23 protein-coding genes and 4 tRNA genes are annotated in these 25,212 nt (G+C 66.3%); 20 read left to right on the forward strand and 7 right to left on the reverse strand.

The window, feature by feature from the left end:
* Positions 1–38 precede the first annotated feature (38 nt).
* The gene (locus tag IPV08_RS02530; protein WP_207410608.1) at positions 39–1,532 is read left to right on the forward strand and encodes an NAD(P)H-hydrate dehydratase; all 1,494 of its coding nucleotides are present in this window, start codon (positions 39–41) and stop codon (positions 1,530–1,532) included.
* On the opposite strand, the gene IPV08_RS02535 is transcribed toward IPV08_RS02530, so the two are convergent.
* Positions 1,525–3,054, reverse strand: a complete 1,530-nt coding sequence (locus tag IPV08_RS02535) for a multicopper oxidase family protein (protein WP_207410610.1) — start codon at positions 3,052–3,054, stop codon at positions 1,525–1,527. The two genes, IPV08_RS02530 and IPV08_RS02535, sit on opposite strands and share 8 nt — an antisense overlap.
* A 196-nt stretch (positions 3,055–3,250) precedes the next feature.
* Here IPV08_RS02535 and IPV08_RS02540 point away from each other — a divergent pair.
* The 7 genes from IPV08_RS02540 (at position 3,251) to IPV08_RS02570 (ending at position 10,392) form a co-directional block, all read left to right on the forward strand.
* Positions 3,251–3,335, forward strand: a tRNA-Leu gene (locus tag IPV08_RS02540).
* Positions 3,336–3,510: 175 nt separating this feature from the next.
* Positions 3,511–4,947, forward strand: a complete 1,437-nt coding sequence (gene tig / locus IPV08_RS02545; RefSeq protein ID WP_056430576.1) for a trigger factor — start codon at positions 3,511–3,513, stop codon at positions 4,945–4,947.
* Between the two features lie 131 nt (positions 4,948–5,078).
* On the forward strand, positions 5,079–5,705 hold the full coding sequence (locus IPV08_RS02550; RefSeq protein WP_026176059.1) for an ATP-dependent Clp protease proteolytic subunit: 627 nt from the start codon (positions 5,079–5,081) through the stop codon (positions 5,703–5,705).
* Between the two features lie 223 nt (positions 5,706–5,928).
* Positions 5,929–7,200: an ATP-dependent Clp protease ATP-binding subunit ClpX gene (gene clpX / locus IPV08_RS02555; RefSeq protein WP_019904739.1), complete on the forward strand. Its 1,272-nt coding sequence runs from the start codon at positions 5,929–5,931 to the stop codon at positions 7,198–7,200.
* 254 nt (positions 7,201–7,454) lie between these two features.
* Entirely contained in the window at positions 7,455–9,884 is a 2,430-nt protein-coding gene (lon, locus tag IPV08_RS02560) for an endopeptidase La (protein WP_056430302.1), read from the forward strand.
* 132 nt (positions 9,885–10,016) lie between these two features.
* Positions 10,017–10,092 (forward strand) — tRNA-Val (locus tag IPV08_RS02565).
* Positions 10,093–10,137: 45 nt separating this feature from the next.
* Positions 10,138–10,392, forward strand: a complete 255-nt coding sequence (locus tag IPV08_RS02570; protein ID WP_207410612.1) for a hypothetical protein — start codon at positions 10,138–10,140, stop codon at positions 10,390–10,392.
* Positions 10,393–10,417: 25 nt separating this feature from the next.
* On the opposite strand, the gene IPV08_RS02575 is transcribed toward IPV08_RS02570, so the two are convergent.
* The 4 genes from IPV08_RS02575 to IPV08_RS02590 all read right to left on the reverse strand — a co-directional run bounded on the left by IPV08_RS02575 (position 10,418) and on the right by IPV08_RS02590 (position 11,665).
* Positions 10,418–10,930, reverse strand: coding sequence for a CAP domain-containing protein (locus IPV08_RS02575; protein ID WP_207410769.1), 513 nt, complete (start codon positions 10,928–10,930; stop codon positions 10,418–10,420).
* 181 nt (positions 10,931–11,111) lie between these two features.
* Positions 11,112–11,327 carry a hypothetical protein gene (locus tag IPV08_RS02580; RefSeq protein ID WP_056430291.1) on the reverse strand — a complete coding sequence of 72 codons (216 nt, stop codon included), beginning with the start codon at positions 11,325–11,327 and terminating at the stop codon, positions 11,112–11,114.
* A 127-nt stretch (positions 11,328–11,454) separates the two neighbouring features.
* Positions 11,455–11,531, reverse strand: a tRNA-Asp gene (locus tag IPV08_RS02585).
* Positions 11,532–11,588: 57 nt separating this feature from the next.
* A tRNA-Asp gene (locus IPV08_RS02590) sits at positions 11,589–11,665 on the reverse strand.
* A gap of 318 nt (positions 11,666–11,983) precedes the next feature.
* Here IPV08_RS02590 and rpmI point away from each other — a divergent pair.
* The 12 genes from rpmI (at position 11,984) to IPV08_RS02650 (ending at position 23,010) form a co-directional block, all read left to right on the forward strand.
* Complete coding sequence (gene rpmI, locus IPV08_RS02595; RefSeq protein WP_018044555.1) at positions 11,984–12,187, forward strand: 50S ribosomal protein L35; 204 nt, start codon at positions 11,984–11,986, stop codon at positions 12,185–12,187.
* A 46-nt stretch (positions 12,188–12,233) separates the two neighbouring features.
* Positions 12,234–12,608: a 50S ribosomal protein L20 gene (gene rplT / locus IPV08_RS02600; protein WP_018044556.1), complete on the forward strand. Its 375-nt coding sequence runs from the start codon at positions 12,234–12,236 to the stop codon at positions 12,606–12,608.
* A 199-nt stretch (positions 12,609–12,807) separates the two neighbouring features.
* Entirely contained in the window at positions 12,808–13,890 is a 1,083-nt protein-coding gene (gene pheS, locus IPV08_RS02605; protein ID WP_056430288.1) for a phenylalanine--tRNA ligase subunit alpha, read from the forward strand.
* Between the two features lie 17 nt (positions 13,891–13,907).
* Positions 13,908–14,192 carry a hypothetical protein gene (locus IPV08_RS02610; protein WP_147829579.1) on the forward strand — a complete coding sequence of 95 codons (285 nt, stop codon included), beginning with the start codon at positions 13,908–13,910 and terminating at the stop codon, positions 14,190–14,192.
* Positions 14,193–14,195: 3 nt separating this feature from the next.
* Complete coding sequence (locus IPV08_RS02615; RefSeq protein ID WP_207410613.1) at positions 14,196–14,666, forward strand: hypothetical protein; 471 nt, start codon at positions 14,196–14,198, stop codon at positions 14,664–14,666.
* Positions 14,663–17,086: a phenylalanine--tRNA ligase subunit beta gene (gene pheT, locus IPV08_RS02620; RefSeq protein ID WP_207410614.1), complete on the forward strand. Its 2,424-nt coding sequence runs from the start codon at positions 14,663–14,665 to the stop codon at positions 17,084–17,086. The genes IPV08_RS02615 and pheT overlap by 4 nt, the downstream gene beginning before the upstream one ends.
* Positions 17,087–17,124: 38 nt before the next feature.
* Positions 17,125–17,961 carry a DUF1186 domain-containing protein gene (locus IPV08_RS02625; protein WP_207410615.1) on the forward strand — a complete coding sequence of 279 codons (837 nt, stop codon included), beginning with the start codon at positions 17,125–17,127 and terminating at the stop codon, positions 17,959–17,961.
* Positions 17,962–18,082: 121 nt separating this feature from the next.
* Positions 18,083–18,661, forward strand: a complete 579-nt coding sequence (locus IPV08_RS02630; protein ID WP_207410616.1) for an NADPH-dependent FMN reductase — start codon at positions 18,083–18,085, stop codon at positions 18,659–18,661.
* Between the two features lie 298 nt (positions 18,662–18,959).
* A complete protein-coding gene (locus IPV08_RS02635) occupies positions 18,960–19,286 on the forward strand; it encodes a hypothetical protein (RefSeq protein ID WP_207410617.1) in 327 nt (108 codons plus the stop codon).
* A gap of 138 nt (positions 19,287–19,424) precedes the next feature.
* On the forward strand, positions 19,425–21,737 hold the full coding sequence (rnr, locus tag IPV08_RS02640; RefSeq protein ID WP_207410624.1) for a ribonuclease R: 2,313 nt from the start codon (positions 19,425–19,427) through the stop codon (positions 21,735–21,737).
* Between the two features lie 93 nt (positions 21,738–21,830).
* Positions 21,831–22,310: a DUF983 domain-containing protein gene (locus IPV08_RS02645; protein ID WP_207410626.1), complete on the forward strand. Its 480-nt coding sequence runs from the start codon at positions 21,831–21,833 to the stop codon at positions 22,308–22,310.
* Positions 22,267–23,010 (forward strand): NUDIX hydrolase, encoded by a 744-nt coding sequence (locus tag IPV08_RS02650; RefSeq protein WP_207410628.1) that lies wholly within the window; start codon positions 22,267–22,269, stop codon positions 23,008–23,010. Before IPV08_RS02645 ends, IPV08_RS02650 begins: the two co-directional genes overlap by 44 nt.
* A gap of 275 nt (positions 23,011–23,285) precedes the next feature.
* Here IPV08_RS02650 and IPV08_RS02655 read toward each other — a convergent pair whose 3' ends face one another.
* Both IPV08_RS02655 and IPV08_RS02660 read right to left on the reverse strand, forming a co-directional pair.
* Positions 23,286–24,686: a 3-deoxy-7-phosphoheptulonate synthase class II gene (locus IPV08_RS02655; RefSeq protein ID WP_207410630.1), complete on the reverse strand. Its 1,401-nt coding sequence runs from the start codon at positions 24,684–24,686 to the stop codon at positions 23,286–23,288.
* Between the two features lie 226 nt (positions 24,687–24,912).
* Positions 24,913–25,212 carry an RNA polymerase sigma factor region1.1 domain-containing protein gene (locus IPV08_RS02660; RefSeq protein ID WP_207410632.1) on the reverse strand — a complete coding sequence of 100 codons (300 nt, stop codon included), beginning with the start codon at positions 25,210–25,212 and terminating at the stop codon, positions 24,913–24,915.

Here is a 25,212-nt window from a genome sequence, read left to right on the forward strand (position 1 = left end):
TGCGCAGGCATGAACACATGGACAAGGCGAAGTTTCGAATGCCCCCACACCGTCTGATCACCGTCGAAGCGATGCGGAGAATGGACGCCGCCGCCATAGCGGCGGGCGTTCCGGGGATCGAGCTGATGCGCCGGGCGGGCGCCGCCGTGGCCGAGAGGGCCGCCACGATGGTCGCCGCGCCCTCCCGCATCATCGTCCTCTGCGGACCCGGCAACAATGGTGGGGACGGTCTCATTGCCGCCCGCCTCCTCGAACGCAGCGGCTATGCGGTCGATCTCGTCTGCACCGCGCCGGTGGAGAGCCTGACGGGCGACGCCGCGTTGGCCGCCGCTGACTGGCAGGGGCCCGTCCTATCCGAGGCCGATCCGGTGGGGGCCGCCCTCGTCATCGATGCCCTGTTCGGGGCGGGCCTGTCCCGCGACCTCGACGGCGCGGCGAGGGCCATGGTCGAGTGGGTCGCTGCGGCGAACGTGCCTGTTCTTGCCGTCGACATCCCGAGCGGCATCGACGGCGATACGGGCGCTTTACGCGGGGTCGCGCTCAGGGCGCGCGAGACGGTGACCTTCGTCGCGCTCAAGCCGGGCCACCTGCTGCAGCCGGGCCGCGACCATTGCGGTCATCTCCATGTGGCCGATATCGGCATCGGCGACGCTGCCGTCGAAAAGGGGTTGGCCGGCACGCCGAGGGTCTGGCGCAACGGGCCGGGTCTCTGGGACTCTGATTTCCCGAGGCTCGACGCCGTCAGTCACAAATACACCAGGGGGCATGTCCTCGCCCTGTCCGGGCCCGCCTTCAAGACCGGGGCGATCCGTCTCGCGGCGCGGGCGGCGTTGCGGGTCGGGGCCGGCCTCGTCACCGTGGCCTCCCCCACCGCCGCCATGGCCGAGAACGCCGCGCATCTCACCGCGATCATGCTGACGCCATGCGAGACCGCCGACGACCTCGACGATCTCCTCGTGGACGAGCGCCTCAACGTCATCCTCGCCGGCCCCGGCATGGGGAGCGGCGAGGCGACCCGCGAGCGTGTCGCCGTGGCGGCCGGCGTCGGGCGAAGCCTCGTCCTCGACGCCGACGCGCTCACGAGCTTCAAGGGTCAGGTCGACCAATTGGCGAGCCTCATCGCGGATGGCGGGGGGCAGGCAGTGCTGACCCCGCATTCCGGTGAGTTCGGCCGCTTCTTCGCCGATACGGACGCCGTCGACCCGAAGGCGAGCAAGCTCGAACGGGCGCTGAGGGCGGCGTCTGTCGCCGGGGCGGTGGTGGTGTTGAAGGGCGCCGATACCATCATCGCCGCGCCCGACGGACGCGCCGCCATCAACGACCACGCCACGCCCTATCTCGGCACCGCCGGCTCGGGCGACGTTCTCGGCGGCCTCGTCGCCGGCCTGCTGGCGCAGGACATGCCGGCCTTCGAGGCGGCCTGCGCGGCGGTCTGGCTCCACGGCGATGCCGGCTTGCGGCATGGGCCAGGCCTCATCGCCGAGGACCTGCCGGAGATGATGCCGCGGGTTCTCGCCGGTCTGGTCAAGTAACCTCGAAACTCGTCCACAATCCGGTGTCGAACCGCTCCAGCACCGTGGAGCCGATGACCCAGCGGCCGGGATTGTCCGCCTTGAAGGCGATCCGGGCCGTACGGCCTTCGAGCAGCTGGAACGTGTCGAGCCAATAGGGCTCCCAGCCGTCGTCCAGCGGGTGAAGCAGCCGGAAGGCGTGGCCGTGGACGTGCAGGGCCTGCGGGAAGGCGGTGTCGTTCCGGATCGCCAGGACCACAACCTGGCCGCGCTTCACCGTGAAGGAGGGAGCGGTGCCGGAGGCTCCCGTGATGCCGTTGATCGCCCAGACCCGATTCGGATCACCGGAATAGGCCGGTTCGGCGTTGGGCTTGTCCTTGTCGAGCTTGGCGCCGCCGGTGATCGCGATGTCGCGGCGGATTGCGTTCTGGAGCTTGACCTCGGCGGGCAGGAGCTTGTTCTCGCCCACCGGTGCGATCGGCGGACGCTTCTCCGTCACCGGCTGGCCCTTGGCAGTGAGTGTCGCCAGGACGAGGCCGTTGCCCACCAGGGCATTGACCGTGACGCTGGCGCCGGCTTCCGTCGGCATGTCGAGCATCAGGTCGTAGCGGGTGCCGGGGGGGAAGGGCAGCGTCGCCCGCAACGGCTCGAACGTGTCGGTGGGCTGGCCGTCCACGGCCACAACGTAGACCTTGGCGCCCTCGAACCGGATGCGGGTTCCGCGCGCGTTGCAGACATTGCCGAGCCGCAGGCGGATGCGCGATCCCGGACGGACCTCGATCGCCTCGGGGGCCGGCTTGCCGTTGATGGTGACGAGATTGCCGAGGCGCCCGGAGGCCGCGGCGAAAGCCGCCTGCCCGAACGGCATCAGCGCGCCGTTCTCCTCCAGCCGCCAATCCTGCATCAGCAGCGCGAGGTCCTGGTCGAGCGAGGGCGGCGAGGTCTCCTCGACGATCAACGCGCCGGCAAGGCCCCGCCCCGACGGTTCGCTCGAACCGCCCACGACGAGGGGCCGGATCAGGAACGTGCCCGCATCCGGCGGGACGAAGGAGTAAGTGAAGTCCGCACCCGGAGCGATCGGCGGCTGGGTCACGCCGCCGACGCCGTCCATGGCGTTCTGGTTGCGGACCCCGTGCCAGTGGAGGGAGAGCGGCTTGTCCGTCTTGTTCTCGACGCGCAGGCGGACGGTGTCGCCGAGTTTCGCCCGGATGACGGGAAGGCTCGCTTTGCCGTCGAAGGTCCAGATCGGCGTCTCGGCGGCCGGCTCGGGTTTCAGGCGGTTCGTGCCCGGTCCGGCGACGAGCGCGCGCGGTTCGGGCAACGGCTCGGCCGGCCTGGTCTCGGCTGGCTTGGTCTCGGCCGGCTTGGCCGGCACGGGCGCTGCCTTTGGGGTCGCCTTGCCCGATCCGGTTTGCGCCCCCGCGCCCGTGATGAAGGCCGGTCCGGCAAGGCCGAGGGCCGCCGCCCGGCCGATCAGCGAACGGCGGGACAGGCCGCCGGTCTCCGAGGGCGGGCGGTCATTCTTCAGGTCGGAACTCGGCATGTCACCTCGGACGGGAATGAAGGGATGCTCAGGCGCATCCGGCGCTTTCGCCCGCTTGTAGACGGCGGTCCCGCGCGGCGCCAACCGCCGCCACGCCCCTGATGGGCGAGGTCTTATTTTTTTGCTGCGGACTTGCGCGCGCATGCTATAGGACCGCGCTCTGGCGGCTGAAAAGGCACGCCGGGCGTTGGCGCTTGCGGGCGTGGCGGAACTGGTAGACGCGCTGGATTTAGGTTCCAGTGACGAGAGTCGTGGGGGTTCGAGCCCCTCCGCCCGCACCAGCCTTCGCCGTTGGGAACGGAATGGCTCACAGCGATGGCCGGCCCGCTCTGCCGCTCGGAGTCGGCCTCCGGTCGGGCGTGCTTTGTCAAACGCCGCCTGTGGTGTCCCGCCCTCGACGGCGGCGCCATTCGAGATTTTTTGACCGATCACACGGACGACAGCGGGAAGACGACGATGCAGGTGACCGAGACACTCTCCCAGGGTCTGAAGCGCGAGTTCCAGGTGCTTCTGGCCGCCAAGGAGCTCGAAGAGCGCCTGACGACCGAGCTGTCCACCCTCAAGGACAAGGCCCAGATCAAGGGCTTCCGCCCCGGCAAGGTGCCGGTGGCCCATCTGCGCAAGCTCTACGGCCGCTCGGTGATGGCCGACGTGCTGCAGAACGCGGTCAACGAGGCCAACCAGAAGATCGTCACCGACAACAACCTCAAGCTCGCCCTCGAGCCCAAGATCGAATTCCCCGGTGAGGCTTCCATCGTCGACCGGGCGCTCGAGGCCAAGGACGACCTGTCCTTCAACGTCGCCCTCGAAGTCCTGCCGAGCTTCGAGCTCGTCGACCTGTCCGACGTCACCCTGACGAAGCAGGTCGCCAAGCCCAGCGACGAAGAGGTCGACGAGGCAATCAACCGCATGGCCTCCTCGAACCGCGCCTTCACCCCGAAGGACGAGGGCGCCGAGGCCGCCACGGGCGACCGCGTCACGATCGATTTCGTCGGCAAGATCGACGGCGTCGAGTTCGACGGCGGCAAGGGCGAAGGCGTGGATCTGGAGCTCGGCTCGGGCTCGTTCATCCCCGGCTTCGAAGACCAGCTGGTCGGCGCCAAGGTCGGCCAGTCGCTGGTGGTGAAGTCGACCTTCCCCGAGGCCTACGGTGCCGAGCACCTCGCCGGCAAGGATGCCGAGTTCGACGTGACCGTCACGGCGATCCAGGCTCCGGGCGAGACCAAGATCGACGACGAGCTCGCCAAGGGCTTCGGCATGGAATCGCTGGAGAAGCTGAAGGAAGCCGTTGCCGGCGCCCTCGGTGGTGATTTCGAGGCCCAGTCGCGCCGCAAGCTCAAGAAGGAGCTCCTCGACGCCCTCGACGGCAAGTACGCTTTCGACCTGCCCCCGAGCCTCGTCCACCAGGAATTCGCTGCCGTGTGGGCCCAGGTCGAGCAGGACCTGAAGACCCGCGGCAAGACCTTCGAGGACGAGGGAACCACCGAGGAAAAGGCCACGGCCGAGTACCGCAAGATCGCCGAGCGGCGCGTCCGTCTCGGCTTGGTGCTTGCGCAGGTGGGCGAGACCGCCGATATCAAGGTCAGTGACGACGAGGTGAACCAGGCCCTGATCGCCCGTGTCCGGCAGTATCCCGGGCAGGAGCAGCAGGTCTGGGACTTCTACCGGAAGAACGCACAGGCCCTGGCCGAGCTTCGCGCACCCCTGTTCGAGGAGAAGGTCGTCGACCATGTCCTCGCCCAGGTGAAGCTGGTCGAAGAGCCTGTTTCGAAGGATGCTTTGTTCGCGGATGAGGACGCCGATGCGGCCAGCGCCGGATCGACGGAGTCGGAGACGGACAAATCCCAGGCTCCTTCGGGCGACGATCTCCCGGCCGTCGCAAAGGCCGATTGAGCTCGAGGCTCCGAAAAGGGCGGCGGGCTTGGATGTAAAGGCGGCGTTCACCGCCGCCGTAGTTCGCTGACACGTCCGGCTCGCGCGCCATTCGCGCGGCTGGACCCCTTGAAGCCTGGGGCACGAGAATGATGAGAGATCCGGTCGACTATTATAACAGCGCACTCGTTCCCATGGTGGTCGAGCAGTCGAGCCGCGGCGAGCGTGCGTTCGACATCTATTCCCGCCTGCTGCGTGAGCGGATCATCTTCCTCACCGGCCCGGTCGAAGATTACGGCGCTTCGCTGATCGTCGCGCAGTTGCTGTTCCTCGAAGCCGAAAACCCGAAGAAGGAAATTTCCTTCTACATCAACTCGCCCGGTGGCGTGGTGACGTCGGGCCTGTCGATCTACGACACGATGCAGTTCATCCGCTGCCCGGTGACGACCCTCTGCGTCGGCCAGGCCGCCTCGATGGGATCGCTGCTGCTCACCGCCGGTGAGCCCGGCCACCGCTTCGCCCTGCCTAACGCCCGAATCATGGTCCACCAGCCGTCCGGCGGGTTCCAGGGCCAGGCCACGGACATCCTGATCCATGCCCGCGAGATCGAAGCGCTGAAGAAGCGCCTCAACGAGATCTACGTGAAGCATACCGGTCGCGACTACGACACCATCGTCCAGGCGCTCGAGCGCGACAATTTCATGACCGCCGACGCGGCCAAGGAATTCGGCCTGATCGACGAAGTGATCCAGAAGCGTCCCGAGCCGGCCGCAGCCTGATCTCGACCGCGCCGTGGCCGCATGGCGGCCCCGGCGCGTCCTTTAGAGGCGGGCCGCCAATGTGGCTTTGCCTTGATCCCGTCGCGGCAGCATGCTTGCATCGCGAGTCTGACCTACCGGCAGAAAGCGCGCAGGTGACTGTTTCTTTAGGCGGGCGCCCTTAGATCTTAGAAGATGCGCGTGCGCCCCGGGGCTGGCGTCGCACCCGCGAACGGAGACCGATATGAGCAAGACTGGCGGCAACGACTCGAAGAGCACGCTGTACTGCTCGTTTTGCGGCAAGAGCCAGCACGAGGTCCGCAAGCTGATCGCGGGCCCGACGGTGTTCATCTGCGACGAGTGTGTCGAACTGTGCATGGACATCATCCGTGAGGAATCGAAGTCCTCGCTGGTGAAATCGCGCGACGGCGTGCCCACGCCGAAGGAGATCCGCCGCGTCCTGGACGATTACGTCATCGGCCAGGATTTCGCGAAGAAGGTTCTCTCCGTCGCGGTCCACAACCATTACAAGCGCCTCGCCCACGCCTCGAAGCACAACGACGTCGAGCTGGCGAAGTCCAACATCATGCTGATCGGGCCGACCGGTTCGGGCAAGACTCTGCTCGCGCAGACCCTCGCCCGCATCCTCGACGTGCCCTTCACCATGGCCGACGCGACGACGCTGACCGAAGCCGGCTATGTCGGCGAGGATGTCGAGAACATCATCCTGAAGCTGCTCCAGGCGTCGGATTACAACGTCGAGCGGGCGCAGCGCGGCATCGTCTACATCGACGAGATCGACAAGATCTCGCGGAAGTCCGACAACCCGTCGATCACCCGCGACGTGTCGGGCGAAGGCGTGCAGCAGGCCCTCCTGAAGATCATGGAAGGCACCGTCGCCTCCGTGCCCCCGCAGGGCGGTCGCAAGCACCCGCAGCAGGAATTTCTGCAGGTCGACACCACCAACATCCTCTTCATCTGCGGCGGCGCGTTCGCCGGGCTGGAGCGGATCATCTCGGCGCGCGGCAAGGGCACCTCGATCGGCTTCGGCGCGACCGTGCAGGCCCCGGACGACCGCCGCACCGGCGAAATCTTCCGCAATGTCGAGCCCGAGGACCTGCTGAAGTTCGGCCTGATCCCCGAGTTCGTCGGCCGTCTGCCCGTGCTGGCGACGCTGGAGGACCTCGATGAGGTCGCCCTCAAGCGCATCCTGCAGGAGCCGAAGAACGCCCTGGTGAAGCAGTACCAGCGCCTGTTCGAGATGGAGAATGTCGACCTGACGTTCCAGGAAGAGGCGCTCTCCATGGTGGCCCGCAAGGCCATCGAGCGGAAGACCGGCGCCCGCGGCCTGCGCTCGATCCTGGAGACGATCCTGCTCGAGACGATGTACGACCTGCCCGGCCTCGATTCGGTGGAGCAGGTGGTGATCGGTCCCGAGGTGGTCGAGGGCAAGTCGCGCCCGCTCTACATCCATGGCGACCGCAACAAGGACGTTCCCGCGAGCGTCAGCGCCTGAGGGCGCAAAGCGGCGGCAGAGACTTAGCCGCCGAAACGGTCCGGGGAGAATTCTTGAAAAAGCTCTCCCCGGCTTCCATCTGAAGTGTCAGACGGCGATGGCCGCACGCTCACCTTCTGAGGTGCGGTGTCCCGCCTCCAGCCTCACAGTTCAGCGATGCTTCCGACCCCGCGATGCGGACTGGTCGGTCCGTGGCAGGATGCTTGCTCATTTCGAGGAGCTAGAGCCCGGAATCCATCAAGAGGAAGTCCGACATGACCCAATCGAAATCTCGCCAGCCGGTCGTCCCGGGTTCGACGGGCTCCTACGCCGTTCTGCCCCTGCGTGACATCGTCGTCTTCCCGCACATGATCGTGCCGCTCTTCGTCGGCCGCGAGAAGTCGATCCGCGCCCTCGAAGAGGCCGTCCGCACCGACCGCCACATCCTGCTGGCCACCCAGATCAATGCCAGCGACGACGATCCGTCGACCGATGCGATCTACAAGATCGGCACGCTCGCCAGCGTCCTTCAGCTCCTGAAGCTGCCCGACGGTACCGTGAAGGTGCTCGTCGAAGGCGCGGGCCGCGCCAAGATCACGAACTTCAACAAGTCGGATTCCTTCTACGAGGCCGATGTCGAGACGCTGACGGATGAGCTCGGCGATCCCGTCGAGGCAGAGGCTCTCGCCCGCTCGGTCATCTCCGAGTTCGAGAACTACGTGAAGCTCAACAAGAAGATCTCGCCCGAGGTCGTCTCCGCGGTCACCCAGATCGACGAGCCGTCGAAGCTCGCCGATACCGTCGGCTCGCATCTCGCCGTCAAGATCGCCGACAAGCAGGCGATCCTCGAAATCCCCACGGTGGCGGAGCGTCTCGAGCGCGTCCTGTCGCTGATGGAGAGCGAGATCTCCGTGCTGCAGGTGGAAAAGCGCATCCGGACCCGCGTGAAGCGGCAGATGGAGAAGACCCAGCGCGAGTACTACCTCAACGAGCAGATGAAGGCGATCCAGAAGGAACTGGGCGATTCCGAGGACGGCAAGGACGAGCTCGCCGAAATCGAAGAGAAGATCGAGAAGACCAAGTTCTCGAAGGAAGCCCGCGAGAAGGCGATGGCCGAGCTTAAGAAGCTCCGCCAGATGTCGCCGATGTCGGCCGAGGCCACGGTCGTGCGCAACTACCTCGATTGGATGCTCGGCATCCCGTGGTCGAAGCGGTCGCGGATCAAGAAGGATCTGCTGGGCGCCCAGGTCATGCTCGACCAGGACCATTTCGGTCTGGAAAAGGTCAAGGAGCGCATCGTCGAGTATCTCGCCGTGCAGCAGCGTGCGAACAAGCTCACCGGTCCGATCCTGTGCCTCGTCGGTCCTCCCGGCGTCGGCAAGACCTCGCTCGGTAAGTCCATCGCCAAGGCGACCGGTCGCGAATTCGTCCGGATGTCGCTGGGTGGTGTGCGTGACGAGGCCGAGATCCGCGGTCACCGCCGGACCTATATCGGTTCGATGCCCGGCAAGATCGTGCAGTCGATGCGCAAGGCCAAGACCTCGAACCCGCTCATCCTGCTCGATGAGATCGACAAGATGGGCCAGGATTTCCGCGGCGATCCGTCCGCGGCTCTCCTCGAGGTGCTCGACCCGGAGCAGAACGGCACGTTCAACGATCACTACCTGGAGGTCGATTACGATCTCTCGGACGTGATGTTCGTGACGACGGCGAATACGCTCAACATCCCTGCGCCCCTGATGGACCGCATGGAGGTGATCCGCATCGCCGGCTACACCGAGGAAGAGAAGCTTCAGATCGCCCGCAAGCACCTGATCCCGGGTGCCGTGAAAAAGCATGGCCTCACGGCCAAGGAATGGGAGATCGACGATTCCGGCGTCCTCATGCTCATCCGCCGTTACACGCGGGAAGCGGGCGTGCGTAACCTGGAGCGCGAGATCTCGAACCTGATCCGCAAGGCGGTGAAGGAGATCCTCATCACCAAGGTGAAGGCCGTTGCCGTCACCGAGGAGAACTTGCCGGTCTTCCTCGGCGCGCCGAAGTTCCGCTACGGCGAGATCGACGAGGAGGATCAGGTCGGCGTGGTGACGGGTCTCGCCTGGACCGAGGTTGGCGGCGAGTTGCTGACGATCGAAGGCGTCATGATGCCCGGCAAGGGCAAGATGACGGTCACCGGCAACCTGCGTGACGTGATGAAGGAGTCGATCTCGGCGGCGGCGAGCTATGTCCGCTCCCGGGCCCTCGACTTCGGCATCGAGCCGCCGCTGTTCGAGCGTCGCGACATCCACGTCCACGTTCCGGAAGGGGCGACCCCGAAGGACGGTCCGTCGGCCGGTATCGGCATGGCCACCGCCATCATCTCGACCCTCACCGGCATCCCGGTGAGGAAGGATGTGGCGATGACCGGAGAAGTCACCCTGCGTGGCCGCATCCTGCCCATCGGCGGTCTGAAGGAGAAGCTGCTCGCTGCCTTGCGCGGCGGCATCAAGACGGTCCTCATCCCCGAGGAGAACGCCAAGGACATCGCCGAGGTGCCCGACAGCGTGAAGAACGGGATGGAGATCATCCCGGTCTCCCGGATGGACCAGGTGCTTCAGCACGCTCTCGTGAGGGTGCCGGAGCGCATCGAGTGGGAAGAGCCGCTCCCTGTCGCCCGCCGCCCGGTGGTCGGCGAGGACGAGCCGACCACGGTGATCGCTCACTGAGCGTCATCCGCGGGTGAAAAATGGAAAGGCCCCGGGGTTTCCCCGGGGCCTTTTCGTATGGTCCTCCACCGGCCTCGTGCCGAGGAGGGTTGCCATCCCGACGATGCTTGGATTAACGATGCGGCGCGCACCGGGCGGTTAGCTCAGTTGGTAGAGCGTCTCCTTTACACGGAGAGGGTCGGCGGTTCGAGCCCGTCACCGCCCACCATCCCGCTGCCCCTCCCCCTATCCTTCCCGGCAACAGAGACGAGCGATGACCGCGCGCGGCTTCCCCACCCCCTGGCTCGTCGTCGAGAAAGTCGAGAGTTTCTGCGTCGAGGATGCGGACGGAGCGGCCGTCGCCTGGACCTACTTCTCCGACGAGCCCGAGAAGCGAGAGGCAACCGGCCTGATGACCCGCGAGGAGGCGTTGCGGATCGCCAGGGCCATCGCAATGATCCCCGAGATGCGCACGATCATTCGCAGCATCCAGGACGGGTTGACCGAGTCGGATCAACTTACGGATTGAGCCGCGCGGCGAGGACGTATGCGCCTCAGTTTCCGGCGAGGACCAAGGCCCAGAAGCGCTTGTAGCGCGTACCCGGCGCATCGACCCGGGCGATGCCGATTCGCTTCAGCTGAGGCATCAGCATGTTCTTGTTGTGCTCGGATGAGGCTTTCCAGCGTGCCAGCACCTCGTCGAACGTATTCGAACCGGCGCTGAGGTTCTCGGCGGCGAAGGAGCGGCCGAACCCCGCCCGCGCCATGCGCGAATCGAAGGTACCGCCGATCTCGTGGCTGAGCTTGCCGGCCCGGGCATTGGATTCCGCCTGGTAGGACGCAGCCCGGATCAGGCTCGAATCCAGCACCACCGGGCCGAGCCCGTGCGACGCCCTGTAGCGGGAGATCGCGGCGGCGGCGGCACCCTCGTCGAGAATCACCGGGCTCGTGAGGTTGTCGGCCTCGGGCAGGATCGTCGGCCCGCCGCAGCTGCCCACCGCCAACAGGCTCCCCAAAAGGACGATGGCGCCCAGCCGCGACAGAATGGGTGAAAGGGGGAAAGCCATCATCGCTCGGTGCCGGTTCGCTGCGCTGCCATGTCGTCGGCTTCGCCATCCCGGTGCGATGGGGCGAAATCGCGGCGGCGGCGCGAACGGGATCGCGGCACGGGCCGGTGTGTCCGATCCGCCACGCCATCGTGCTCTTGCGGGTGAGCTTAATGGTAACGTGATGCGGTGCCGATTCGCGTCAGATCCGCGTACCGAGATCGCGGGGCGGCGAACCGCAGCGCCACGCGGTGATGCGGTAATCGGGATGGGTGTCGACCCATCGCGCCAGCTGCGGCTGTGCTACGCGGATGCATCCTCGCGCATCGACGACGTCGAGCGGAAGACGCTTCGATTCGCAGGTATCCGGTGCATTCGCCATGCAGGCGGTGAAGTACAGGAAGAAGAAGCCCGCCATGGTTCGGACAGCCCGTTTCGCGAGTCACGCTCGGGAAAAGGCTAGCGCACGAATGCCCCATGTCGAGGGCATCACGCAAAGCAACCCGTTTGGAGGCTGCGTCATCGGCTGCGTGAATTCTTGAGAATGGCGCGGGCGACGGGACTCGAACCCGCGACCTCCGGCGTGACAGGCCGGCACTCTAACCAACTGAGCTACGCCCGCGTATCTGGGTAGCCGTGCATTCGGATCGTCCCGCATGATGCAGGCCGATGATGGACGTGGCGCGGGCGACGGGACTCGAACCCGCGACCTCCGGCGTGACAGGCCGGCACTCTAACCAACTGAGCTACGCCCGCACGGCGTCCCGCCCCGTTTCCGGCGGTGTCGGGGGTCTAGTTTCCGCACCCCGGCCTGTCAAGCAACCGGACGCAGCATTTCCATGGAAAATCCGACGGCGGTCGCTTTGCCGAGCGCTCGGGGGCGAGAGGCGACGGCCCGACGAGTGGCGGTGCCATTGAAACCACGTCTCTTTTCTGTCATACGCCCCCTCGCGTTGAACCGCCCGGCCGATAGGGCTGCCGTGGCGGTTCGTGCTGCTCCATCAGAAGCATCAACCGAGCGCACGCCTTCGCCCTGTCCCAGGGTCGGAGGGCATGCGCGTTCAGGAGAGCCAAATGCCCAAGCTGAAAACCAAGTCGGGCGCGAAGAAGCGCTTCAAGATCACCGGCACCGGCAAGGTCATGTATGCCCAGGCCGGCAAGCGCCACGGAATGATCAAGCGGACGACGAAGCAGATCCGCAACCTGCGCGGCACCACCACCCTGTTCGAGGGCGATGCTGCCAACGTGAAGAAGTATTTCCTGCCTAACAGCCGGTAATCCTTCGCCGCAGCCGATACTGTTTTCGTAATCCAGGAGAGAACCCATGGCCCGCGTCAAGCGCGGCGTGACCAGTCACGCAAAGCACAAGAAAGTCCTCAAGGCCGCCCGTGGTTATTACGGCCGGCGCAAGAATACGATCCGGATCGCCAAGCAGGCGGTCGAGAAGGGCATGCAGTATGCCTACCGCGATCGTAAGAACAAGAAGCGCACGTTCCGCGCTCTCTGGATCCAGCGCCTCAACGCCGCTGTCCGCGAGCACGGCCTGACCTATTCGCGCTTCATCAACGGTCTCGCGAAGTCCGGCATCGAGGTGGACCGCAAGGCTCTGTCCGAGCTCGCCATTCACGAGCCGGCCAGCTTCGCGGTCGTCGTGGAGAAGGCCAAGGCCGCTCTTCCGGACCTCGCCAAGGCTGCCTGATTCGTGAAGGCTGCCTGAGGCGCGTTCACACGCCCTCTCATTCGTCGATGCGAAAGGCGCGGGCCGAGAGGTGCCGCGCCTTCGTCTTTTGCAAAGGATCGTCGGCAGGCGCGCTTGCATTGGCGGCGCTTACCCGCAAAACCGCTCGCGGGGGCCGCACACGATCCGAAGGCCAGATGCCAACCGGTGGTTTGAACCGATGACCGATCTCGAAACCCTCGAAGGCGATCTGCTCGGACAGGTCGGGAGCGCATCCGACGAGGCCTCCCTCGACGCCGTGCGCGTCGCCGCGCTCGGCAAGAAGGGCTCGATCTCCGACCTGCTGAAGACCCTCGGCAGCATGACGCCGGAGGAGCGCAAGGAGCGCGGTCCGCTCATCAACGGCCTACGTGACAGGGTGCAGGGCGCCATCGCCACGCGGCGCGAGGCGCTCACAGAGGCCGCCCTCGAAGCCCGCCTCGCGGCGGAGCGGATCGACGTGACCTTGCCGGTGCGTGAGGCGCCGGAAGCGCGTGGGCGCATCCATCCGATCAGCCAGGTCATGGACGAGATCACCGCGATCTTCGCCGATATGGGCTTCTCGGTGGCCGAAGGCCCGGACATCGAGACCGACGACTACAACTTCACCGCTCTCAACTTCCCGCCCGGCCATCCGGCGCGCGAGATGCACGACACCTTCTTCCTGGCGCCCGACCGCAACGGCCAGCGCAAGGTGCTGCGCACCCATACGTCGCCGGTCCAGATCCGCACCATGCGGTCCCAGGAGCCGCCGATCCGCGTGATCTGCCCCGGCCGTACCTACCGGCACGATTCCGACCAGACCCATACGCCGATGTTCCATCAGGTGGAGGGGCTGGTGATCGACAAGAGCGCCACCATCGCCAACCTGAAATGGGTGCTGGAGGAGTTCTGCCGCACCTTCTTCGAGGTCGATGCGGTGAAGATGCGGTTCCGGCCGTCCTTCTTCCCCTTCACCGAGCCGTCGGCCGAGGTCGATATCCAGTGTTCGCGCAAAGGCGGCGAGATCCGCTTCGGCGAGGGCACCGACTGGCTCGAAATCCTCGGCTGCGGCATGGTCCATCCGAACGTGCTCAGGAATTGCGGCTACGACCCGGACTTCGTCCAGGGCTTCGCCTTCGGCATGGGCATCGATCGGATCGCCATGCTGAAATACGGCACGCCCGATCTGCGCCCGTTCTTCGAGGCGGATGTGCGCTGGCTGGAGCATTACGGCTTCCGACCGCTCGATATCCCGAGCCTGGTGGCCGGGCTGACGAGTTGATGGGCATGGAGCGATCGATGACCGATCAGGAGATTACCAGACTGGTATCCGAGGTTCTGCGCGAGCAGGTTCCCGAGGCCGGGTTCTTAGGGGCCGAAGCCGTCTCCAGTTCGGATTTCGACGGTGATCCGGTCATCAAGATTGTCGCCCGTTATCAACGTCGGCCAGATACGAAACCCGATCCGCTGCTGAATGCGAGCCATATCCTGCGGTCTGCTCTCATCAGCCGAGGAGAAGATCGCTTCATTCTGCTAAAGAACGATGTCGCCAGCGAAAAGCAGACTGAGAGCGATATAGACTGATCCATGGCGTCGATGGTCGATCTCATGTTGGATCAGGCGGTAGCTCTGGTCGAACAGAACCCCCGTAGTGGCGCAGCGAAGCGGCGGGCCGTCAGTTCGGCTTACTATGCGGCTTTCCATGCTCTCATGTGGCTCTGTGCGTCCGAGATGCTGCCCGGCGGCGATACCAGTTCCGCCGATTTCGAGCGCGTCTATCGCGGTATCGATCATGGCCCGATGAAGAATGCATTCCAGACGAATGGTCCGTTGAAGCAGACGATCGTTCTACGGGACATCGGAACCGACCTGATCCAGCTTCAGGAGGCGCGCATGATTGCGGATTATTCGCCTCCCCGGAGCAACCTGTTCGAACTGGCCGCGGTCAAGGAACATCTTGATCGGGCAAGAAGTGTCGTCTCGCGCTTAGAGGGTTTGACTGGCCCAGACCGTCAAACTCTCGCCGTTCACCTCCTCTTCCAGGCGAGAAGAAAATGAAATTCACCCTCTCCTGGCTCAAGGAGCACCTCGACACCGACTCGTCTCTGGAGAACATATCCGAGACGCTGACGCGGATCGGTCTCGAAGTCGAAGGCATCGAAGACAAGGCGGCGGCGCTAGCGCCTTTTGTCGTCGCCCATGTGCTCACGGCCGAACAGCACCCCAATGCCGACCGTTTGCGCGTCTGCACCGTAGATCCCGGCGATGGGCAGCCCGTCCAGGTCGTCTGCGGAGCGCCGAATGCGCGGGCCGGGATGAAGACGGTGTTCGCGCCTCCCGGCACCTACGTGCCCGGTCTCGACAAGACCTTGGCGGTCGGCAACATCCGGGGCGTCGAGAGCCTCGGCATGCTGTGCTCGGGCGCCGAACTCGGCCTCGGCGAGGAATCCAGCGGCATCCTCGATCTGCCGGCGGACGCCCCGACCGGCCAGGCCTACGCGCTCTATGCCGGGCTCGACGATCCGGTCATCGAGATCAACCTCACCCCGAACCGCCCGGATTGTACCTCGATCCACGGCATCGCCCGCGATCTTTCGGCTGCCGGCATCGGCGTGTTGAAGCGCGAGCCGATGCCGCCTGTGCGTGGCGAGGGCGAGTGCCCCGTGCCGGTCGCCCTCGATTTCGAGCCCGCGGACAAGGGATTGTGCCCGTATTTCGCCCTGCGCCTCGTGCGCGGCGTGAAGAACGGCCCCTCCCCGGACTGGATGCAGGCCCGCCTGCGTGCCATCGGCCTTCGCCCGATCAACGCCCTGGTGGACATCACCAACTACCTCACCTTCGATCGCGGACGCCCGCTCCACGTCTTCGACGCCGCCAAGGTGAAGGGCGCTCTGACGGTCCGTCGCGCCCGCGACGGCGAGAGCCTGAAGGCGCTCGACGGCAAGACCTATGCGCTCGATGACGGCATCGTCGTCATCGCCGACGAGAACGGCCCCGAATCCATCGGCGGCATCATCGGCGGCGAGGCCTCCGGCTGCGACGACGCCACCGTGGACGTCATCATCGAATCCGCCCTGTGGGACCCGGTGAACATCGCCCAGAGCGGCCGGCGCCTCGGCATCATCACCGATGCCCGCTACCGCTTCGAGCGCGGCGTCGACCCCGTTTTCGCCCTGCCGGGGCTCGACCTCGCCACCCGCATGGTCGTCGAGATCTGCGGCGGCACGGCGAGCGAGGCGGTGATCGCCGGTGACTTGCCCGAGACGGAACGTGTCATCGATTTTCCCTGGACCGAGACGCGCCGGCTCGCCGGGATCGAACTGTCCCGCGCCGAGATGAAGGTGACGTTGGAGACCCTCGGGTTCCACGTGGCCGGGTCAGGCGACCGGGTGAAGGTTCTCACCCCGTCCTGGCGCCCGGATGTGGAAGGCAAGGCCGATCTCGTGGAGGAGATCATCCGCATCGCCGGCCTCGACCGGATCGAGCCGAAGGCGCTGACCCGTGGCGATGCCGCCATCGCCAAGGCGACGCTGACGCCCCTGCAGAAGCGCACGCGTCTTGCCAAGCGGGCGCTGGCCACGCGCGGCCTCGTGGAGGCGGTGACGTGGTCGTTCATCCCGCATGACGACGCCGTCCTGTTCGGCGGCGGTAAGGCGGATCTGGCGCTGGCCAACCCCATCGCCGCCGATCTCTCGGACATGCGCCCGAGCCTTGTTCCGGGCCTGCTCCGGGCGGCCCAGCGCAACGCCGACCGCGGCTATGGCGACGTCGCCCTGTTCGAGGTCGGGCAGTGCTTCGAGACCGACCAGCCCGAAGGCCAGTCGATCCGCGCCACGGCCATTCGCCGGGGAACGGCACGCCACGATGGCGCCGGCCGCCATTGGGCGGGGGCCGCCGCCACCGTCGATGCATTCGAGGCCAAGGCCGACGCGCTGGCGCTCCTCACCGCCCTCGGCGTGCCGACCGGCGGTCTCCAGATCGTGGCGGGTGGCCCCGCCTGGCTTCATCCCGGACGCTCCGGCACGATGCAGTTCGGGCCGAAAAACCCAATCGGCTATTTCGGCGAGATCCATCCCCGTGTGATGAAGGCTCTGGACCTGAAGGGCACGCTCGTGGCCTTCGAGATCACGCTGGATACGATCCCCCTGCCGAAATACCGCCCCACCAAGGTGAAGCCCGCCCTCGCCCTCTCAGACTTCCAGGCGATCTCACGCGACTTCGCCTTCGTCGTCGGGCGCGACGTTGCGGCAGGCGACGTTGTGAAGGCGGCGCAAGCTGCCGAGCGCAAGCTCATCGCCGGGATCGACGTCTTCGACATCTACGAGGGGACGGGCATTCCCGACGGCTCGAAATCCGTCGCCATCGCGGTGCGGCTCCAACCGGTGGAGCGGACCCTCACCGATGCGGAGATCGAGGCCGTGACGGCCAAGATCGTCGCCGAGGTCGCCCGCAAGACCGGCGCGACTTTGAGAGGCTGAGGCCGGCTCTCGGAACCCCAGACACGGAAGCCGATCACATGGCGAACCAGGAACTGATCGACGTCTTGTCGGCCGCCAAGCATCTGCCGAAGGAGGCGATGCTTCACGCCCTGGCGAGCCCGGCCGACATCGCCGAACCGGTCCTGGCCGTCCTTGGCATGGCGGCGGAGGGCAAGGAGCTCGACGAGGCGCAGGGCAACCTGCTGTTCTGGGGAGTACACATCCTGGCAGCGGTCGGCGAGACGCGGGCCTTCGCTCCGCTTCTCACCATCCTGCGGCGCGAGGATTCCGACGGGCTCGACGCCCTCCTCGGCGATGCGCTGACCACCACCATGGCGAAGGTGCTCACCAGCCTGTTCGACGGCGATGTTGCGCCGATGCATGCGCTGCTGCTCGATTCGACGGTGGATGGCTTTGCCCGCAACGAGGTGTTTGCCGCCCTCGCCTACCTGACCCAGACCGGACGGATCGACCGGACCCAGACCCACGATCTCCTCGTCCGCTTCGACGACAAGCGCGCCGCCGTGGAGGGCGACGTCGCCTGGGTCGGCTGGGAGGAGACCATCGCGCTCCTCGGCTACGCGGATCTCGCCTTGCGGAGCACGGCCGCCAGGGCCGACGGCCGCCTGAGCGACGAGTTCAGCGATGCGGGGTGGTTTCACACCACCTTGCGCCGGGCGACCGCGAAGCCGAACGACATGCAGCGGTTCGACGGACAGCACTACGGCACGTTCGACGACCCGATCGGGGCCTTGGCCTGGACCGCCGAGGGCGCGGGCCTTCCAATCCGCAATCCGGTGAAGATCGGCCGGAACGATCCCTGCCCGTGCGGAAGCGGGAAGAAGTACAAGAAGTGCTGCCTCAACGCGGCCTGACGAAGGGCGAGGATCGGCCCTGACCGTAAAGGTCCGGCGCTTCCAGACGCACGGACGCGACAGCATTCGCCAACGGCGGTACGATGAGCGAACCCGCGTTCATCTTTGCCGGAGCAGCGCCATGTCCCTCGTGATCCCCGTCATCCTCGGTTCCGTCCGCAGCGAACGCCAGGGCTTGCGCGCGGCGCGCTTCCTCGTGGCGCGCCTGCGGGAACGCGGCATCGAGGCTCCGCTGGTGGACCCGGCGGAGTTGAAGCTGCCGCTCCTCGACAAGATGTACAAGGAATATCCCAAGGGCGAGGCGCCTCCGGTGCTCAAGGACCTCGCCACGCTCTACCGCCGGTCGGATGCGTTCGTGGTCGTCTCGGCCGAGTACAACCATTCGATCCCGCCGGCCCTCTCGAACACGCTGGATCACTTCCTCGAAGAGTATTTCTGGCGGCCTTCGGCCATCGTCTGTTACTCGGCCGGCCAATATGGCGGCGTACGGGCGGCGATGCAGCTCAGGGCGATGATGGCCGAGCTCGGCGCACCGAGCATCGCGTCGCTGCTGCCGATCCCCCGCATCCATAAGGCGCTCGACGAAGAGGGCGTGCCGCAGGAGGAATGGCTGGGCAAGGCCGCCAAGCGGTTCCTCGACGAACTCGTTTGGCATGCCGAGGCCCTGAAGGCGCAGCGCGCCAAGGGCACGCCCTACTGACTGGGGTCTGTTCGATCGCATGTCTCGTCGGATGCTGATGCCAGGGTCGATCATCCCAGCAGACGCTTCATCCTGAGGTGCCCGCGTCAGCGGGCTTTGAGGGAGTCCTCCAGTTGGCGCGCGATGTCTGGAAGCCTCCTTCGAGGCCGCTACGCGGCACCTTAGGATGAGGTAGAGCGTTGGAAAGGTGACTCAAACAGGCTCTGAGGGTGGTGCTCCGTGCCGGGGATCCGCCGATGCGTGGCCCGGCGCGGGTTTTGCGCGTTGACCCTCCATGATGCCAGAGGCCGCAGCAAAGATGACGATTCTTCAGACCTTTCTCGCCGACCTCGTGAAGGCGGCGCTGGTCTTGGACGACGCGGCGAGCCTTCGCTGGCGTGACGAGGCGAGGCGCGTCCATGCCGTGATCGCCTCGGACCCGTCGGCGGTGGCGGGGTTGAAAATCGACGGGATCTGGACCTTGGCCGTCCGCGAGGCGGAGGCACCCGCGTTTCGGGCCTCGGAGACCCGGGTCTCGTTCACGCTGCCGGTCGCCTGCCCGTTCAGCCTCGCCGACATCACCGATCCGGGTTTCGACATCGATGCCGGGGTGGAGCGGATCGTCGGTTCCGCGTCCACCGGTTGATGAACATCGGAAGAACATTGCCCCCGGCCTCGCGCGGTCCCATGTTAACGGATGTGGAAAGGCCCGAGCCTGAGGCCTTTCGACCTCTCGCCGCCAAGACATGAGCGGCGGGTTAGACGAGTTCGAGCCCAGAGACATTTGGCCAGACGCATCAATCCCAACCCCGGGCAGAGCGCCCTTCCCTCCCGCGAGCAGATTCTCGCCTTCATCGCGCAGGCGACCGAGAAGGTCGGCAAGCGCGAGATCGCCGCGGCGTTCAACATCAAGGGTGCCGATCGCATCGGCTTGAAGCGCATCCTCAAGGAGATCGAGGAGGAAGGGGAGATCGAGCGCGGGCGCGCCGGACTGGTGCCGCCCGGCCGGCTGCCGCCGGTGACGCTGGCCGATATCAAGTCGCGGGATCGCGATGGCGATTTCTTCGCCGTTCCGGTGGAATGGGACCATGCGAAGGGCCCCCCGCCGAAGATCCTGGTCTCCTCACCCCGCAGCGGCAAGAAGCCGGGTCGCGCAGCCCCCGGTATCGGGGACCGCGCCCTTCTGCGCGTCGAACTCATTCCCGGCGAGACCGGGCGATATTCCGGCCGTGTCATCAAGGTGATCGGCAAGAACAAGGCGGAGGTGATCGGCGTCTACCGCTCCGGCCCCGATGGCGGTCGCATCGTGCCTGTTGAAAAGCGGGCGCAGGGACGCGAGATCGCGATCCCGGCCGGCGAGGAAGGTGAGGCGCGGGACGGCGACCTCGTCAGCGTCAGCCTCGTCAGCGAGAGCCGGTTCGGACTGCCGCGTGGGCGCGTGACCGAACGCCTCGGGTCGCTCGGCTCGGAGCGTGCCGTGAGCCTGATCGCCCTGCATCTCCACCACATCCCCCACGTCTTCGCCGCCGACACTCTGGCCGAGGCCGACGCGGTGGAGCCGGTGGGGATGAAGGGCCGTGAGGATTGGCGCGCCGAGCCTCTCCTGACCATCGACCCCCCCGACGCAAAGGACCATGACGACGCCGTGATGGCGGTGCCGGACCCGGACGAGGCCAATCAGGGCGGCTTCGTCGTCACCGTCGCCATCGCCGATGTGGCCGCCTATGTCCGTCCCGGCTCCGCCCTCGACCGCGAGGCGCTGTTGCGCGGCAACTCGGTCTATTTCCCGGACCGCGTCGTGCCAATGCTGCCGGAGCGCATCTCCAACGACCTCTGCTCGCTGAGGGAGAAGGAGGATCGGCCGGCCATCGCGGTGCGCATGGTGATCGGCCCCGACGGGGTGAAGAAACGCCACAGCTTCCACCGGGTGATGATGCGCTCGCGCGCCAAGCTGTCCTACGCCCAGGCGCAGGCGGCGATCGACGGATTCACCGATGAGACGACCGCGCCCCTGCTGGAGCCGATCCTGCGCCCGCTCTGGGCCGCCTACGCGGCCCTGACGGCGGCGCGCGAGGCACGCGGCCCGCTCGCCCTCGACCTGCCGGAGCGGAAGGTGCTGCTGACGCCGGACGGGGCCGTGGACCGGGTGGTGGTGCCGGCCCGCCTCGACGCGCACCGGCTCATCGAGGAGTTCATGATCCAGGCCAACGTGGCCGCCGCCGAGACCCTGGAACAGGCCAAGCAGCCGCTGATCTACCGCGTCCATGACGAGCCGGCCCTGGAGAAGATGCGCGCGCTCGGCGAGGTTCTGGCCTCCATCGGCATCAAGATCCCCAAGGAAGGTGCCCTGCGCCCTGCCCTGTTCAACCGCATCCTCGGCGCGGTGGCCGAGACCGAGCATGCGATCTTCATCAACGAGGTCGTGCTGCGCTCGCAGGCCCAGGCCGTCTATGCCGCGCAGAATCTCGGGCATTTCGGCCTGAACCTCAGGCGCTACGCCCATTTCACCTCGCCGATCCGGCGCTATGCCGATCTCATCGTCCACCGGGCGCTGATCACCGCCTGCCGCCTCGGCCCGGACGGCCTGTCCTCCGACGTGACGGTGGGCACCCTCGACCAGATCGGCGAGCAGATCTCGGCCGCCGAGCGTCGCGCCATGGCGGCCGAGCGCGAGACCATCGACCGGCTCATCGCGCATCATCTCGCCGACCGGGTCGGTGCTACCTTCACCGGCCAGATCTCGGGCGTCACCCGCGCCGGGCTCTTCATCAAGCTCGACGAGACCGGCGCCGACGGCTTCGTGCCGATCTCCACCATCGGCAACGATTTCTACCACCACGACGAGGCGCGGCATGCCCTTGTCGGCTCGCGCAGCGGCGAGACCCATCGCCTCGGCGACCGGGTGGAGGTGAGGCTGGTGGAGGCGGCGGCCGTGGCCGGAGCGCTGCGCTTCGAATTGCTCTCCGAAGGCCAGACGAGGCCGGGAGCCGGGGAGACGAGAACTCCGCGCTCGCCGAGCTTCCACAAGGCCGGCCCGCCCGGCAGGCCGGCCGGCATCCGCAACACCGGGTCGCGCCACCGCGGGTCGCGCCGCTAGGGCGGCTCGTGTAGGGTCGGAACTGGTCTTCCCAGCCCCAACCTCGGCGATGAGGTTGCGGCGTTGGACATCCGAAGCGGAAGGTAGATCGCCATGACCGAGAGCGTCGAGACCCTGCCCGGAGAGCGTGTCGGCCTCGTCAAGTCGATGGCGCGCGGCTTCCTGTGCCGCTGCCCGCATTGCGGCGAGGGCAAGCTCTTCGGAAAGTTCTTGAAGGTGCGCCCGGCCTGCGACGCGTGCGGGCTCGAATTCCACCACCACCGCGCCGACGACCTTCCGCCCTACGTGGTGATCTTCATCATCGGCCATATCGTCGGTTATTTCATTCTCGAACTCGAGACGAATTACGACGTACCGTTGTGGTTTCAGCTCTCGTTCTGGCCGATCGTGACCCTCGGATCGGCGCTTGCCCTGCTGCAGCCGGTGAAGGGCGCGGTGGTCGGATTGCAGTACGCCCTTGGCATGGGAGGCTTTGCCACGCTACCGACGGGGACAAGCGTGGCAATTGCGCGATCCGAGGAGGTTCAGCTTGGACCAAGCGACAATCCTACCCCCGGCCTCGGCCGCCTCTGAGCCTCGACGGCGCCCGGCCACCCTACGGCCGCGCAACGCGGCCACCCTCATCATCATCGACCGCACGGCGCGCCAGCCCAAATTCCTGATGGGCAAGCGCCATGACGGCCTCGCCTTCATGCCCGGCAAGTTTGTCTTCCCCGGTGGCAGGATCGAGCCCGGAGACCGGCGCATGAGCGTGGCCGGTGCTCTCTCGACGCGCGCGGAGGATGCCCTGGCCAAGCGCGTACCGCGCGCCTCGCATTCTCTCGGGCGGGCGCTCGCACTGGCGGCGATCCGGGAGACCTCCGAGGAGACCGGACTTTTCCTGGGCACCAAGGAATACGGACCGCCCGACACCGCGCCGGAGGGAAGCTGGTCGGCCTTCAAGGAGTTCGGAATCCTGCCGGACCTCGAATCGCTCCACTTGGTGGCGCGCGCGATTACGCCCCCCGGCCGACCACGCCGGTTCGACACCCGCTTCTTCACCATCGACCGGAAAGCCGTGGCGGCCGAGCAGCCGGGGATCGTCACGCCGACATCCGAATTGGTGGAGCTGGCCTGGGTGAGCTTCGCCGAGGCGCGCAACCTCGACCTGCCGCGGATCACCCGCGTCGTCCTCGACGAATTGGAAATGCAGATCGCCGGCGGGTTCGCGCCTTACCTGCCGATCCCGTTCTTCTACGAGCGCAGCGGCAAGCATGTCAGGGAGGTTCTGTAGGCGCCTGCAGGAACCGTATCCGCTCACATTCCGTTGATCGAACGATGATGTAGCTGGAGTATGACGATGCTGAAAGGCGGATTGTTGTGGTTGATCGGTATCCCATTGCCGATCATTTTGCTGATCTACTTCTTCACGTCCTGGCTGCACTGAGCGGAACTGAAACGGGACGTGCCGCCGAGTCCGATGAGTCGGCTCCTCGGCGGGCATGACATGAAAAAGCCCTCTCCCCCGACCGGGGAGAGGGCTTTTTCGTTAGTAGATACGAGCGGCAGCTACTCGGCGGCGTCGAGGCGCGGGCGGACGATCTCGGCGCGTTCGCGCTTCACCAGTTCGGCCGTGAGGAACGCGACTTCCAGCGCCTGCTCCGCATTGAGGCGGGGATCGCAATAGGTGTGGTAGCGATCCTGCAGGTCGTCGGCCGTCAGCGCGCGGGCGCCGCCGGTGCATTCCGTGACGTTCTTGCCGGTCATCTCGAGATGGATGCCGCCGGCGATGGTCTGCTCCGCCCGGTGGACGCCAAAGAAGCCTTCGATCTCCGTCATCACCCGCTCGAACGGACGCGTCTTGTAACGTCCGGCCGCGATGGTGTTGCCGTGCATCGGATCGCAGACCCACACGACCTTGCGGCCCTCACGCTCCACCGTGCGGATCAGACCGGGCAAGTGCTCGCCGACCTTGTCCGCGCCGAAGCGGCAGATCAGGGTCAGGCGGCCCGCTTCGTTCTCCGGGTTGAGCTGGTCGATCAGCTTGATCAGCCCTTCCGAGGTCATCGACGGCCCGCATTTCAGCCCGATCGGGTTCTTGATCCCGCGCGCATACTCGATATGCGCATGGTCGGCCTGGCGGGTGCGGTCGCCGACCCAGAGCATGTGGCCCGACGTGGCGTACCAGTCGCCGCTGGTGGAATCGACGCGGGTCAGCGCCTCTTCATAGCCGAGGAGCAGCGCTTCGTGGCTCGTGAAGAAATCCGTGGTGCGGACCTCCTGGTGCGTCTCGGGGTTGATGCCGATGGCACGCATGAAGTCGAGGGCATCGCTCATCCGCTCCGCCACATCCTGGTAGCGTGAGGATTGCGGGCTGTCCTTGACGAAGCCGAGCATCCAGCGATGCGCGTTCTCGAGATTGGCGTAGCCGCCGGTCGCGAAGGCGCGCAGCAGGTTGAGCGTCGCCGCCGACTGGCGGTACGCCTCCAACTGCCGGCGCGGATCGGGGATGCGCGCCTCCTCGGTGAAGGTGATGCCGTTGACGATGTCGCCCCGGTAGCTCGGCAGGCTCACGCCATCCATCGTCTCGGTGGGCGAGGAGCGCGGCTTGGCGAACTGCCCGGCGATGCGCCCGACCTTCACGACGGGCGAGCCGCCCGCGAAGGTGAGCACCAGCGCCATCTGCAGGAAGACGCGGAAGAAATCGCGGATGTTGTCGGCTGAATGCTCGTCGAAGCTCTCGGCGCAATCGCCGCCCTGGAGCAGGAAGGCCTCGCCGGTGGAGACGCGGGCGAGCGCGGATTTCAGCTTGCGTGCCTCACCTGCAAAAACGAGGGGCGGAAAGCTGGCGAGCTGGGTCTCGACCGTCTGGAGCGCAGCGGCATCCGGATAGGCCGGTACCTGCTGGATCGGCAGGTTGCGCCAAGATGTCGGCGTCCAACCGCTCTTCGATGTCCAACGCTCGCCCATGATGATCTCCCGTCCACCTCTCGGCCGGCTTCACGAAAGGGGAATCCCTCGCGAAGAGCGGGGCTTATAGAGCGGTTCTCGTAGAGAAGCGAGGGATACGCACCGGCCGGTTCCGCCAGTCGCGAGAGTGTCCCGCCCGATAAGGCCAAGGTCGACCCAGGAGATGGAGATTGGCCGTCGTCGACTCAAGGCTTCGCGTGCTTGGCGGGATGCCCGGAGGGGGGTGCTACTCGCCCTCCCCGTCCTCCACCGCGATGCCATGCTCCGACAGGATCCAGAAGATCGCTTCGAGATCCTCGGCCGTCACGTCACGCGGAGGCAGGGCCTCCTCCAGATCTTCGTAGGTCAGGCGGCGCGCACGCTGCGCTTCGGCCTTGGCGAGAAGACGGTCCACCGTCTCGCGCATATCCTCCGGCAGGGCATCGTGGCTCGGCAGGCGACGCTCGGCGTCCGGAAACAGCGCCTGTTCCAGCATTCGGTCGATGATCGCCTGGCGCCGGTCATGCGCGTCGTCGTTCTGTGCCAT

It is taken from the genome of Methylobacterium sp. SD274, from assembly GCF_017355285.1.
Classification (GTDB): domain Bacteria; phylum Pseudomonadota; class Alphaproteobacteria; order Rhizobiales; family Beijerinckiaceae; genus Methylobacterium.

Coding starts and splice junctions, on each gene's coding strand:
- IPV08_RS02530 (WP_207410608.1), top strand. CDS start 39: ATGCCCCCACACCGTCTGATCACCGTCGAAGCGATGCGGAGAATGGAC.
- IPV08_RS02535 (WP_207410610.1), bottom strand. CDS start 3,054: ATGCCGAGTTCCGACCTGAAGAATGACCGCCCGCCCTCGGAGACCGGC.
- tig (WP_056430576.1), top strand. CDS start 3,511: ATGCAGGTGACCGAGACACTCTCCCAGGGTCTGAAGCGCGAGTTCCAG.
- IPV08_RS02550 (WP_026176059.1), top strand. CDS start 5,079: ATGAGAGATCCGGTCGACTATTATAACAGCGCACTCGTTCCCATGGTG.
- clpX (WP_019904739.1), top strand. CDS start 5,929: ATGAGCAAGACTGGCGGCAACGACTCGAAGAGCACGCTGTACTGCTCG.
- lon (WP_056430302.1), top strand. CDS start 7,455: ATGACCCAATCGAAATCTCGCCAGCCGGTCGTCCCGGGTTCGACGGGC.
- IPV08_RS02570 (WP_207410612.1), top strand. CDS start 10,138: ATGACCGCGCGCGGCTTCCCCACCCCCTGGCTCGTCGTCGAGAAAGTC.
- IPV08_RS02575 (WP_207410769.1), bottom strand. CDS start 10,930: ATGGCTTTCCCCCTTTCACCCATTCTGTCGCGGCTGGGCGCCATCGTC.
- IPV08_RS02580 (WP_056430291.1), bottom strand. CDS start 11,327: ATGGCGGGCTTCTTCTTCCTGTACTTCACCGCCTGCATGGCGAATGCA.
- rpmI (WP_018044555.1), top strand. CDS start 11,984: ATGCCCAAGCTGAAAACCAAGTCGGGCGCGAAGAAGCGCTTCAAGATC.
- rplT (WP_018044556.1), top strand. CDS start 12,234: ATGGCCCGCGTCAAGCGCGGCGTGACCAGTCACGCAAAGCACAAGAAA.
- pheS (WP_056430288.1), top strand. CDS start 12,808: ATGACCGATCTCGAAACCCTCGAAGGCGATCTGCTCGGACAGGTCGGG.
- IPV08_RS02610 (WP_147829579.1), top strand. CDS start 13,908: ATGACCGATCAGGAGATTACCAGACTGGTATCCGAGGTTCTGCGCGAG.
- IPV08_RS02615 (WP_207410613.1), top strand. CDS start 14,196: ATGGCGTCGATGGTCGATCTCATGTTGGATCAGGCGGTAGCTCTGGTC.
- pheT (WP_207410614.1), top strand. CDS start 14,663: ATGAAATTCACCCTCTCCTGGCTCAAGGAGCACCTCGACACCGACTCG.
- IPV08_RS02625 (WP_207410615.1), top strand. CDS start 17,125: ATGGCGAACCAGGAACTGATCGACGTCTTGTCGGCCGCCAAGCATCTG.
- IPV08_RS02630 (WP_207410616.1), top strand. CDS start 18,083: ATGTCCCTCGTGATCCCCGTCATCCTCGGTTCCGTCCGCAGCGAACGC.
- IPV08_RS02635 (WP_207410617.1), top strand. CDS start 18,960: ATGACGATTCTTCAGACCTTTCTCGCCGACCTCGTGAAGGCGGCGCTG.
- IPV08_RS02645 (WP_207410626.1), top strand. CDS start 21,831: ATGACCGAGAGCGTCGAGACCCTGCCCGGAGAGCGTGTCGGCCTCGTC.
- IPV08_RS02655 (WP_207410630.1), bottom strand. CDS start 24,686: ATGGGCGAGCGTTGGACATCGAAGAGCGGTTGGACGCCGACATCTTGG.
- IPV08_RS02660 (WP_207410632.1), bottom strand. CDS start 25,212: ATGGCACAGAACGACGACGCGCATGACCGGCGCCAGGCGATCATCGAC.